The 12530-nt window shown below is 67.2% G+C and carries 9 protein-coding genes; 3 read left to right on the top strand and 6 right to left on the bottom strand.

Annotation, left to right across the window (positions count from 1 at the left end):
* The 3 genes from SOM28_RS25465 to SOM28_RS25455 form a co-directional block, all read right to left on the bottom strand.
* Positions 1–632: IS1595 family transposase (locus SOM28_RS25465; RefSeq protein WP_320469876.1), on the bottom strand; the 632-nt coding region annotated here is incomplete at its 3' end.
* Between the two features lie 138 nt (positions 633–770).
* Positions 771–2474 carry a methyl-accepting chemotaxis protein gene (locus SOM28_RS25460; protein WP_320469875.1) on the bottom strand — a complete coding sequence of 568 codons (1704 nt, stop codon included), beginning with the start codon at positions 2472–2474 and terminating at the stop codon, positions 771–773.
* 13 nt (positions 2475–2487) lie between these two features.
* Positions 2488–2958: a chemotaxis protein CheW gene (locus tag SOM28_RS25455; protein WP_183407589.1), complete on the bottom strand. Its 471-nt coding sequence runs from the start codon at positions 2956–2958 to the stop codon at positions 2488–2490.
* 257 nt (positions 2959–3215) lie between these two features.
* On the opposite strand from SOM28_RS25455, the gene SOM28_RS25450 reads away from it, so the two are divergent.
* Together SOM28_RS25450 and SOM28_RS25445 are read left to right on the top strand one after the other, a co-directional pair.
* Positions 3216–3746, top strand: coding sequence for a GNAT family N-acetyltransferase (locus SOM28_RS25450; protein ID WP_320469874.1), 531 nt, complete (start codon positions 3216–3218; stop codon positions 3744–3746).
* A gap of 125 nt (positions 3747–3871) precedes the next feature.
* Positions 3872–6442: a hybrid sensor histidine kinase/response regulator gene (locus SOM28_RS25445; RefSeq protein WP_320469873.1), complete on the top strand. Its 2571-nt coding sequence runs from the start codon at positions 3872–3874 to the stop codon at positions 6440–6442.
* 39 nt (positions 6443–6481) lie between these two features.
* Here SOM28_RS25445 and SOM28_RS25440 read toward each other — a convergent pair whose 3' ends face one another.
* Positions 6482–8116 carry a M28 family peptidase gene (locus SOM28_RS25440; RefSeq protein ID WP_320469872.1) on the bottom strand — a complete coding sequence of 545 codons (1635 nt, stop codon included), beginning with the start codon at positions 8114–8116 and terminating at the stop codon, positions 6482–6484.
* 93 nt (positions 8117–8209) lie between these two features.
* Between SOM28_RS25440 and SOM28_RS25435 the strand changes: the two genes are divergently transcribed.
* Complete coding sequence (locus SOM28_RS25435; RefSeq protein WP_123070974.1) at positions 8210–8611, top strand: putative quinol monooxygenase; 402 nt, start codon at positions 8210–8212, stop codon at positions 8609–8611.
* 525 nt (positions 8612–9136) lie between these two features.
* Here the strand turns inward: SOM28_RS25435 and kdpE are convergent.
* Positions 9137–9829, bottom strand: coding sequence for a two-component system response regulator KdpE (kdpE, locus tag SOM28_RS25430; protein ID WP_123070975.1), 693 nt, complete (start codon positions 9827–9829; stop codon positions 9137–9139).
* Complete coding sequence (locus SOM28_RS25425) at positions 9822–12530, bottom strand: DUF4118 domain-containing protein (protein WP_320469871.1); 2709 nt, start codon at positions 12528–12530, stop codon at positions 9822–9824. Before SOM28_RS25425 ends, kdpE begins: the two co-directional genes overlap by 8 nt.

Below are 12530 nucleotides of genomic sequence, written 5' to 3'. Positions count from 1 at the left end.
TGGGTCACCTTCAAGGCGCCGCGGCCGGTGATGGCATCGATGGTCTGCCCGCTGCGGTCGCGCGCCACCAGGATGCAGTCGAGGTGATGCGAAATGCCACGCAGGGCAGCTCTGCCACCGCGCTTGCGCGGAGGGCGATCGAGCTTGCGCGAACCCTTCTGCGATTCGAGCAGGAATGTCTCGTCGGCTTCGACGATACCGATCAGGCGCTCGGGACGGTCGTCCTTGACCCGGTCGAGAAAGCGATGGCGCCAGCGAAACGTCGTGTTGTGGTGCACGCCGACCCGCTTGGCCGCAGAGCGGACCGTGCGCGAATCGAGCACCGTTTCCAGATACTCGAGCCACTTGCCCTTGTGCCTGAGCCGCGCCAGCGGCGTGCCGGTCAGGTCATTGAAAGTGCGGCCGCACGCGCAACAGCGATAGCGTTGCAAGTCATTGGCCTGGCCATGGCGGTGGCAATGCTCGCAACCGCAATCCGGGCAGCAGCGTCCCTTTGACCGGATCTCGTCGATAAGGGCGACCACCCGGTCGAGCCCGGCTGCCGGATGCAGCGCGGCGAGCACCTGCTGACGCTGCGGCTGGTTCAGCAACGCTAGCTGGGCGAATAACTCCTCAAACTTCGGCGCTTTCATGGCGCGCTCCGAGCGATGGCGACCAGGATTGGACCGCGGGTCAGCTCAGCAGTTCAATGCTCATCCATATTTAACGATGACAGCGCCTCGAAAAAAAGGCAGGCCGCAGCCTGCCTCGTCGTGAACGCCCCGGGGAATTCAGAACTCCTCCCACTCCCCTGCGTTCGCCGTCATCTTCGATTTCGCCGCAGCCGGTCGCACGGTCGCCTTGTTCACGGCCAGCACTGGCCGCACCGGTAGCGCCATCCGCTCCGGCGCCACGTCCACCGAAGCGGTCGACGCCGCCAGCATCTGCTCGCCGTCGATCCGGAACACCGACACCGCCTGCGCCAGCCTGGTCGACTGCTCGCGCAGCGCGGCCGCCGCCGCCGCCGCTTCCTCGACCAGGGCCGCGTTCTGCTGCGTGCCCTCGTCCATCTGCGCCACCGCCACGTTGATCTGCTCGATGCCCTCGGTTTGCTCCAGGCTGGCCGAACTGATCTCGCCCATGATGTCGGTCACGCGGCGCACGCTGTCGACGATCTCCACCATCGTGGCGCCGGCTTCGGCCACCAGACGGCTGCCGTCGGCCACCTTGCCGCTCGAGTCGCCGATCAGGCCCTTGATTTCCTTGGCGGCGGCCGCCGAGCGCTGGGCCAGGTTGCGCACCTCGCTCGCCACCACCGCAAAGCCCCTGCCCTGCTCGCCGGCGCGCGCCGCTTCCACCGCCGCATTCAGCGCCAGGATATTGGTCTGGAAGGCGATGCCGTCGATAACGCCGATGATGTCGGTGATCTTGCTCGAAGAGGCATTGATCGCGTCCATGGTGCCCACCACCTGCGCGATCACGGCGCCGCCGCGCGCCGCCACGTTCGATGCGGCGTCGGCCAGTACGTTGGCCTGGCGCGCATTGTCGGCGTTCTGGCGCACGGTCGAAGTCAGCTCTTCCATCGAGGATGCCGCTTCTTCCAGCGCCGAGGCCTGCTGCTCGGTACGGCTCGACAGGTCCTGGCTGCCCACGGCCACCTGGCCGGCCGCCACCGCGATGGTGTCGGTACCCACGCGCACAGTGCCGACGGTGCGCGCCAGGCTCTCGTTCATCGTCTTGAGGGCCTGCAGCAGCTGGCCGGTCTCGTCGCGGCTGGTGACTTCGATGCGGCTGGTGAGGTCGCCGGCGGCGACAGTATTGGCCACGTCCAGCGCACGTCCGAGCGGGCGCGTGATCGAGCGCGTGATCCACCAGGCCACCAGGGCCGCCAGGGCCAGCGCCGCGGCGCCGAAGCCCCACATCATCGCGCTGGTAGTGCGGTAGGTGGCTTCGGCATCGCGCGCCGCGGCGTCGGCGATCTCGTTCTGCAGGGCGGTCTGCTCCCTGGTCGCCTTCTTCAGCCGCACCAGCAGCGGACGCAGCTCTTCGCCCAGCAGCGTGCGCGCCGCTTCCACCTCGCCGGCGGCGACGTGCTTGATGATGGCGTCCTGGCCCGTCTTGTAGTGGGCAGTCTCCTTGCGCATCTGGTCGAGCAGCGCCAGCGCATCCGGGTTGTGCAGCGCGTCCTTCAGCCTGGCCAGGATGTCGTCCATCGCGGCCCGCGAAGCCATGATGTCGCGCACCTGGCGCTCGTGGTCGGCGGCATCGTCGGTCAGCAGCATATTGCGCAGCGCGATCGCGATATCGTTGATCTCGGCCTGCATCTGGTTGGTCATCGCAATGCGCGGCATGCGGCCGTGGACGATCTCGTCGGTGCCGGCATTGATCCGGCCCAGCATCGCATTGCTCATCACGATCATCACCACCAGCATGGCGCAGATCAGTCCATAGCCCAGCGCCAGGCGCTTGCCGATGTTCAGGTTTGCCAGTTTCATTCTTGTATTCTCCTCACGCCGCGCGCGGCAGCGCCGCCACCAGTCCGAGCTCGTCGGACTGCATCAGTTTGTCGATATCGAGCAGGATCAGCATCCGCTCGTCCACGGTGCCCAGGCCGAGCAGGCAGTTGCCGTCCAGCGTGGCCTGCATCTCGGGGGCGGGCCGGACCTGGTCCGGGGTCAGGGTCACCACGTCCGAGACGCTGTCGACCACCATGCCGATCACGTGATGTTCGATGTTCAGGATGATCACGACGGTGAAAGCGTCATAGACCGCCTCGCCGATGCCGAACTTCAGGCGCATGTCGACGATCGGAACGATGGCGCCGCGCAGGTTGATGATGCCCTTCAGGTAGTCGGGCGCGCTGGCCAGGCGGGTTGGGGCTTCGTAGCCGCGGATCTCCTGCACCTTCAGGATGCTGATCGCGTATTCTTCCTTTCCGAGGCGGAAAGACAGCACTTCGTTGTCGTTGCTCGTTTCCATATCGTCCATGATCCGGTTGGCTGGTTTTACTGAATTTCCCAAAGGAAAAACGTTACCGGTTTCGTTTTTGGCTGTCGATGGACAAGTGTTAACAACTGTAAAATTTCGTCGACTTCTTGATTTAACTATGGTGTCGCTGCAACGGATTTGACCCGTTCACACGAATCGCCAACCCAAAAGCTGGCATACATTGTGCTTGGGAAATATCACATCGTCACGCCTTCAACCGGCGCCCTATCCACCCACAGGAGCCCCTCATGATCATCCGCCGACTCGACCCGCGCGCCATCGCCGAACGCCGGCCGCAACTGGCCACGCTGTTGCTCGACGCCGTCGCCGATGGCCATTCGCTGGGCTTTATCAACGGGCTGGACCAGGACCAGCTGGACGCCTACTGGCAGGGCGTGGCGGACGAGGTCGGCGCCGGGCGGCGCGTGCTGCTGGCCGCCGAGCGCGATGGCCAGCTGGTCGGCAGCGCCCAGCTCGACCTGTGCCTGAAACCGAACGGGAACAACCGCGCCGAGGTGCAGAAGCTGCTGGTGCACTGCACCGAGCGCCGCCAGGGCATCGGCACCGCCCTGATGCAGGCGCTCGAGATCGAGGCGCTGGCGCTGCGCCGCGGCCTGCTGTTCCTCGACACGGCGGCCGGTTCCGAGGCCGAGCAGCTGTACCGCAAGAGCGGCTACCAGCGGGTTGGCGAACTGCCCGAATACGCCTGCACCCCGAACGGGCGCTGGCATGCAACGGCGATCTATTACAAGACGCTGTTTACCCGCAGCCGCCCCTGATTCGCGGGGGGCGCCACGAATCCGTCTACACCTGCCGTGGCGCCCGCCACACGCTACCGCGCAGCCGGGTGTGCATCGGCACGATTGCGCGTAGAATCGCCGGTTCAAACGTTCTGGAAAGCAATGTGACTGGCGCCTCCTCCACCATGACCCGCAGGCCGCTGCGGGCCTACCTGCTCTGGCTCGTCCTCGCGACCCTGTTGCCGGGCGTGGTCGGCGCGTCGCTATTGTTCATCGACCAATACCGCAAGAGCCGCGCCCAGTACGAACGCAACACCATGCAGACCGTGCGCGCGCTGGTGCACACGGTCGACAGCAAGCTGCTGCAGGCGCAGGCGATCGCCCAGACCCTGTCCACCTTCGATGCGCTGCAAAACGCCGATTTCGAGCGCGCCCACCGCCAGGCGCGCCAGGCCCTGCAACTGGCCGGCCCGGACATGAGCGCCGTCCTGCGCGACCGCGGCGGACAGCAGATCTTCAATACCAGCCGCCCCTATGGCGCCAACCTCCCGATCGAGCCCACCGAGCAGCTGGAATCCGTATTCGCCAGCGGCAAACCCTCGGTGTCGAACGTGTTCACCAGCGCAGTGCTCAAGCGCCCCACGGTCAGCCTCGACGTCCCGGTGATGGTCGATGGCCGCGTCGCCTACGTGCTGAGCGTCGGCGTGCGGCCCGGCTACTTCGACGACATGCTCACGCCGAAGTCGGTGGCGGACGGCGCGCGCGCCTCGGTGGTCGACGCCGCCGGCATCATCTTCGCGCGCAACATCAGCCCCGAACTGTTCGTCGGCAAGCGCGTCACCGATCCGCTGTACCGCGCCCTGCTGCGCGCGCGCGAGGGCATCGTGCCCTCGGTGTCGCAGGAAGGCACGACCCTGCTGACCTTCTATTCGCGCTCGCGCACCACCGGCTGGCACGTGGCGATCGGCGTGCCGCGCGCGAACCTGAACCAGACCCTGTTCGAGCCGCTGGCGGTGCTGCTCATCGGCGTCACCCTGCTGTTCGCGATCGGCCTGTGGCTGGCCTGGCAGATCGGCGGCCGGCTGGCCAGTTCGGTCCAGGGCCTGACGGCGCCGGCGGTGGCGCTGGGCAAGGGCGAGGATCCCCCGCGCTTCACCCAGACCTACGTCAGGGAGACCGCCGAGGTGGCCGAGGCGATCGGCGCCGCATCGCGCCTGCTGGGCGAGCGCGCCCAGGCGCTGGCGGTCAAGGAAGCCGAGCTGCGCGACGCCCACCGCATGGCGCGCTTCGGCACCTGGCACCTGACGCTGGCCACCGGCGCGGTCGAGACCTCCGAATCGGTGCCCTATATCTATGGGCGCGAGCTGTCACCCTACGCCCAGCAGCGCGGCACCCTGCTGCCAGAGGAATCGTGGGACAAGGTCGACGCCCTGCTACGCGAACTGGCGCGCGACGGCGGCAACGGCCGCCTGCAGCTGCAGGTGCTGCACGGCGAAGGCCACCGCATCTGGATCGACATGCACTGCGAAGCGGTGCATGACGACGAGGGCCGGGTGACGGCGGTGCGCGGCACCATCCAGGACGTCACCGACCGCGTCAACGCCGAGGAAGGCTTGCGCGAAGCCGACCGCCGCAAGAACGAATTCCTGGCCATGCTGGCGCACGAGCTCAGAAACCCGCTGGCGCCGATCGCCTCTGGCGCCCAGTTGCTGGGCCAGGATAATCTCGATCCGGCGCGCACGCGCCAGATCAGCGCCATCATCGCGCGCCAGGCGCGCCACATGGCCGGCCTGGTCGACGACCTGCTGGACGTGTCGCGCGTGACGCGCGGCCTGGTGGCGCTGTCCAAGGACCGCATCGACATCAACGAAGTGGTGCTGGAAGCGCTGGAACAGGTGGGCGAACCGCTGCGCCAGAAGCGCCACCATCTGCAGACCGGACTGCTGCCGGCGCCGGCCTGGGTGATGGGCGACCGCAAGCGCCTGGTGCAGGTAGTCGGCAACCTGCTGCACAACGCGGTCAAGTTCACCCCAGCGTCCGGCGAGGTGAAGGTGGCGCTCGAACTCGACGAGAAAACCTTGCGCATCGTGGTGGCCGACAACGGCATCGGCATGCTGCCGCACGAACTGGAACGTGCCTTCGAGATGTTCGTGCAGGGTGAGCGCACGCCAGACCGCACCCAGGGCGGCCTGGGCATCGGGCTGGCGCTGGTGCGCAGCCTGGTGCTACTGCACGGTGGCAGCGTGGCGGTGGAGAGCCCCGGCCAGGGCCAGGGCAGCACCTTCACGGTGACCTTGCCGCGCTGCGCCGAGCGCAGCGTGGGCGCACCCGGCGCCGGCTTTGACGCGGCGGAGGCGGGATCGGCGCGCGCACTGAAGGTGATGGTGGTGGACGACAACGTCGACGCGGCCCAGGTGCTGGCGATGTACGTCGGCGCCGCCGGCCACGAAGTCGCGGTCGAGCACGACCCGTTCGCGGCGCTGACGCGCGCCGAGGCCTTCGTGCCCGATGCCTGCCTGCTCGACATCGGCCTGCCCGGCATGGACGGCCACGAACTGGCGCGCCGCCTGCGCGCGCAGCCGGCCACCGCCGGGGCGCTACTGGTGGCGGTCACCGGCTATGGCCAGGCCCAGGACCGCGAGGCCAGCCGCCTTGCCGGCTTCGACCATCACCTGGTGAAGCCGGTCGACATGGGCGAGCTGGAAAAAATCCTGGCGGCGGCCAGCGCCGCCTAGGTCGACGTTCGGATCAGCGCTTCACCTCAGCGCTTCACCTCAGCGCTTCACGCTACCGAAGGCTTCGCCCTTCTTCCAGGTCGGCATGGCCGGCGCATTGGCGACGGCGTAGCCGAGGTTGAGCGTGAACTGGGCCTGCTGCACCATGCCCGACAGGTCCCATTCCGGACGGTATTCGTCGCTGACCTGGTGGTAGTGCTCCTTGAAGCCCTTGATGTTGGTGCTCGATTCGTGCTGGTGGTGCTCGAACTCGAAGTGGCCGTCGCCCGAGAACACGGCCGAGCCGACGTTGAAGGCGGGGACGCCCGCCTTCGCGAAGGCGAAGTGGTCGGCGCGGAAGTAGGCGCCCGACAGGTCGGGAACCGCCGGCGCGATCTTCAGGCCCATCGATTTCGCCACCTGCTGCGAGGTCTCGTACAGCGAGCTGCGCTCGGCGCCGGCCACGCCGATGTCCTTGGTGCGGCCCACGAAGTTCAGGCTGTCCAGGTTCAGGTCGGCGGCGGTCTGCGCCAGCGGCCACACCGGCTTGGCGACGTAGGCGGCGGCGCCCAGCAGCCCCTGCTCTTCGGCCGCCGGCCACAGGAAGATCTGGGTGCGCTTGGCCGGCTTCTTGACGGCTTCGGCCGCCATCGCCAGCAGCGCGGCGGTGCCGGATGCATTGTCGATCGCGCCGTTGTAGATGCGGTCGGCCTTCGGATCGTCGCCGGGCTTGGCGTCGATCATTCCCATGTGATCCCAGTGCGAGGAATAGACCACGGCCTGCTCCTTCAGCTTCGGGTCGCTGCCGGGCACGATGCCGACCACGTTGAACTGTTCGACCGGACGGATGGTCGAGCGCAGCGCGACCTTGCCTGCCACCTTCAGGTCGACCGGGCGGAAATCGCGCCGCTCGGCCTGGGCGCGCAGCTGGTCCAGGTCATGGCCGCCGGCGGCGAACAGTTCGCGCGCGGTGTCTTCGTGCAGCCAGCCTTCCATCGGATTGCCGTTGCCCTTGAGGCTAAAGCGCTCGTTGGCGAAGCCGTTGGCCGGTACGCTCCACGGGTACGAGGCCGACCGCGTGGTATGGATCAGCAGCACGCCGGCGGCGCCGCGGCGCGCGGCTTCCTCGAATTTATAGATCCAGCGGCCGTACCAGGTGTAGGCCTTGCCGGCGAAGCGGTTCGGCTCCTCGGCGGTGGGCTGCGGATCGTCGACCATCATGACCAGGATCTTGCCCTTGGCGTCCAGGCCCTTGTAGTCGTCCCATTTCTCTTCCGGCGCGGCGGCGCCGTAGCCGACGAAGACCAGCGGCGCATCGAAGGCCACGTTCTCCTTGCCGCTCCTGGTGCCCATCACGATGCCCTTGCCCAGTTCCGGCTTGATGGTCTTGCCGCCGGCGGTAAAGGTGGCGCTGCCCTCGACCAGTTTGCTGCCCTCGATCTCGACCTTCTGGCGATAACCGCCGCCGGGAATCTGCTGCAGCCCAATCAGGGCGGCCTGGGTCTCGAGATAGCGCACCGTCAGGTCGCCGCCGCGCTGGCCGGTGCCGCGGCCTTCGAGCAGGTCATCGGCCAGGAACGACAGGTGCGCGCGCAGCGCGGTTTCTGAGATGGCGGACGGCTGCTGGGCGTGCGCTGCCTGTGACAGGGTGAGGACGACGGCGCTGGCGGCCAGGGCAAGGGGATGAAGTCGCATCGATGTTCCGTGACGGTGTGGTGAAAAAGACCATCTTAAACCAACAGGGCTCTATACTGTCGGTCACTCTGCAATGACGCCAGGAGGAAGCATATGCCCGTATCCCGCCGCATGGCCATCGTCGCCCTGGCCGTCACGCCGCTGGCCGGCGCGCACGCCGGCACCACCACTACTACCATCGACATGGAGAAGCCCAAGATGTACGGTCTGATCGGAAAAATGCGCGCCCAACCGGGCCAGCGCGACGCACTCATCGCCATCCTGCTGGACGGCACCGCCGACATGCCCGGCTGCCTGGCCTACGTAATCGCGAAGGACGCGCAGGATGCGGACGCCATCTGGATCACCGAGACCTGGAAAGACCAGCCCAGCCACAAGGCCTCGCTGTCGCTGCCATCGGTGCAAGCCGCCATCGCAAAAGGCCGGCCCCTGATCGCCGGCTTCGGCGAACGTTTCGAAACCGAACCAGTCGGCGGCCACGGCCTCGCCCACTGACACCGCATCATTCCCAATCCAAGGCCGTCCACTGCCCCTATCGGATGACCCAATCCCACAATTAGGGTCCCACAATTAGGGTCAGAGTAGACTTATTGGGCAATTCCTCAAAGTTGTCAAACAATTCGACTCTGACCCTAATTATTGCGGGTCGACTTTCTCCAAAGCTAAATTAGGGTCAGAGTAGAATTATTGAGCAATTTCTCGCCGCCGCCGGCGAGTTCATTTATCTGCATCAATCAACATCCACTCAAGCCCCTTATTTTCGTCTGCAGATATTTTCTTTCCCCATCTATCTTAATAGTGAGAATTGAAATATAACCGCGAGTAATTTATTGAGGGACGTCAGCCTGCAATTTTTAAAAGTTGTCAAACAATTCGACTCTGACCCTAATTGTTGTGCAATTTCTGTTTAAAAACTTAAATTAGGGTCAGAGTCGAATTAAATGACAACATTCGAATATTGTCAAAGAATTCGACTCTGACCCTAATTGTTGGGAAAAGGGATGTGGGAATTAAAGGCGGTTAGCCGAGCCAGAGGCGGTAGCCGACGCCGGTTTCGGTCAGCAGGTGACGCGGCTGGGCGGGATCGGATTCGAGCTTGTGGCGCAGGTGGCCCATGTAGATGCGCAGGTAGTGGCCGCTCTCGGCATGGCCCGGGCCCCATACGGCGCGCAGCAGTTGGGGGTTGGTCATCACGCGGCCAGCGTTGGCGGCCAGCACCGACAGCAGGCGGTATTCCGTTGGGGTCAGGTGCACGTGCTCGCCGTTGCGGGTGACCGCGCGGGCTTGCGGGTCGATGGTCACGTCGCCGAAGTGGATTGTGCCGTCGCCGCCCGTGCCGCCCTGGCGCTGGCGGCGCAAGGTGGCGCGTACGCGCGCCAGCAGTTCGCCGGTGCCGAAGGGCTTGGTCAGATAGTCGTCGGCGCCGGCGTCGAGCGCGCGGATTTTTTCGCCCTCGGCCACGCGCGCCGACAGCACGATGATCGGCACCGTCGACCATTTGCGCACGTCCTGGATGAAGTCGATGCCGTCGCCGTCGGGCAGGCCGAGGTCCAGCACCACCAGGTCGGGCCGGCGCGTGCCGGCGTCGATCAGGCCGCGCCCCATGCTCACCGACTCGTGCACCTGCCAGCCTTCCTGCTCCAGGGCGGCGCGCACGAAGCGGCGGATGTGCGGTTCGTCCTCGACCAGCAAGGCGCAGGGAGCATCAGTCATCGTCTCTTTCCATCGAAGGCATGTCAAACACGGGTGGCGTGCCGGCCGGCAGCGAGAACACGAAGCCGGCGCCGCCCAGCGGCGAGTCGCAGGCCCGGATCGTGCCGCCGTGCGCCTCCACGATCGCGCGGCAAATCGCCAGGCCAAGGCCCACGCCGGGCAAGGCCGACTCGCGTTCGCCGCGCGTGAATTTTTCGAAGATCGCTTCTTCGCTGCCCGGGCGCAGGCCGGGACCGTCGTCGTAGACCGTGACGTCGATCCAGGCGCCGCGCCGGCTGGCCGCGATCTCGATGCGTGAACCGCCCGGCGTGTATTTTGCGGCATTCTCGACCAGGTTGCACAGCACCCGTTCGATCAGCACCGCGTCGAAGCGGACCAGGGGCAGATCGTGCTGCAGCCGTACCGCGACGCTGTGATCGCGCAAGGCGGCGCCGCAGGCGCGCAGCGCGCTGCCGACGACTTCTTCCAGCGCCTGCCATTCCAGGTTGAAGCGCACTTCCCCGCTCTCGATGCGCGCCATGTCGAGCAGGTTGGCGACCAGGGTGCCCATGCGTACCGCTTCGTCGTGCAGCGATTGCGCCAGCGCCCGTGGCGACTCCGGCAAGGCCTCGCCGCGCAGCAGCGATTCCGACAGGCCGACCAGGGCCGTCAATGGCGTGCGCAGGTCGTGCGACAGCGCCGCCAGCAGCGAGTTGCGCAGGCGCTCGGATTCCATGTTCACCAGCGCGGCCTGGGCCACCTCCACGTAGTGCACGCGCTCGAGCGCGATCGCGGCCAGCGCCGCCAGCGCGTCGAGCTGGCGGCGCTGCTCGGGCGCCAGCACCCAGCGTCCGCCTTCCGGCGCGATCGCCAGCACGCCGCGGGTGCCCATCGGCGCCACCAGCGGCAGGTAGAACAAGGGGCTGGCCGGCAAGGTGTCGGTGCCAAGGCCGGCCGGCTGCGCATGGTCGAAGGCCCACTGCGCCACGCCCGGATCGACGTTGGCTGGCAGCGGTGCGGCCGGGCCGCCATCGTCCGCCGGCGGCATGCCGAGCCGCCCTTCGGCATCCGGCAGCAGCAGGGTGGCGTGCGCGCCGAAGGCGTTCTGGATCACGGCGCGGCTCGATTCGAATACCTGCGAGGCCGCCAGCACGCCGGACAGCTCGCGCGCGAACTCGTACAGCGCGCGCACCCGCCGTTCGCGCTCGACGGCGGCGCGCGCCTGGAAGCGCAGGCCGGCGGCCAGGTGGCCGCTGATCAGGCCCACCGCCAGCATCACGCCGAAGGTGACCAGGTACTGGACGTCGGTGACGGCGAAATCGAAGCGCGGCGGCACGAAGAAGAAGTCGAAGGCGGCCACGCCGACGCAGGTGGCGGTGACCGACGGCGCACGCCCGAAGCGGATCGCCGTCAACAGCACCACCAGCAGGAACAGCATGACGATATTGACCGGGTCGAGCCAGGGCCGCAGCGGCGTGGCCAGGATCGCCGTCATGATGCTTGCGCCCGCGGCTAGAAAGTGGGGCAATAAGGGCGGCCGTGGCCGCATGGCCGCGTCCTGGGTAGCCGCAGGCAGCGGCGCCGGCGGCACCGCCGGTTGGCCGATCTCGATCAGGTCGATGCCGGGCGCCTTGCGCGCCAGGCGCCGCGCCGTACGCGCGCGCCACGGCGACGGGGCACGGCCCAGCGCGATGCGCGACAGGTTGTGGTCGCGCGCATATTCGAGCGTGATGGCCGCGACGTCGTCACCCGACAGCACCGCCGTCGTGGCGCCCAGGCTGTCGGCCAGCGCAAGCGTGTCGAGCATGCCCTGGCGCGCCGCATCCGGCATCCTGGCCAGGCGCGGTGTCTCGACATACACCGCATGCCAGCCGGCGCCGAGCTGGGACGCCATGCGCGCGCCACTCCTCACCACATGCTCGGCAAGCGGTCCCGGCCCGACGCACACCAGCAGGCCGGCGCCGGTCTTCCAGATCGCGTCGATCGACTGCTGCTCGCGCCAGGCGCGCACATCGCCCTCGACCCGGTCGGCGGTGCGGCGCAGCGCCAGCTCGCGCAGCGCGATCAGGTTGCCCTTCCTGAAAAAATTGCCGGCCGCGCGTTCGGCCTGTTGCGGCTGGTAGACCTTGCCCTCTTTCAGGCGCGCCAGCAGCGCGTCGGCCGGCAGGTCGACCATGATCACCTCATGGGCCGCATCGAACACCCGGTCCGGCACCGTCTCGGCGACGCGGATGCCGGCGATGCCGCCGACCACGTCGTTCAGGCTTTCCAGGTGCTGGACGTTGACCGTGGTGAGCACGTCGATGCCGGCATCGAGCAGTTCCTCGACGTCTTGCCAGCGCTTGGGATGGCGCGAGCCGGGCGCGTTCGAATGCGCCAGCTCGTCGACCAGGATGATGTCCGGCGCGCGTTCGAGCGCAGCGTCGAGGTCGAATTCATCGAGCTGACGGCCGCGGTAGTCGATGCGCCGCCGCGGCAGCAGCTCGAGGCCGTCGAGCAGGCGCGCCGTCTCCGCACGGCCGTGGGTCTCGATCACGCCGACCAGCGGCGCCTTCCCTTCCGCCTGCAGCTTTCTCGCTTCCTGCAGCATGGCATAGGTCTTGCCGACGCCGGCCGAGGCGCCGAAATAGATGCGCAGGCGGCCGCGCGCGGCGCGCCGCTCGTCCTCGCGCATCTGGGCGAGCAAGGCGTCGGGATCGGGTCGCTGTTGGTCGTGCGGCAT

The organism is Massilia sp. CFBP9026, assembly GCF_034045165.1.
Taxonomy (GTDB): domain Bacteria; phylum Pseudomonadota; class Gammaproteobacteria; order Burkholderiales; family Burkholderiaceae_D; genus Telluria; species Telluria arenae.
The sequence above is the reverse complement of the archived record's forward strand: the minus strand, read 5'-3'. Positions and strand labels throughout refer to the sequence as shown.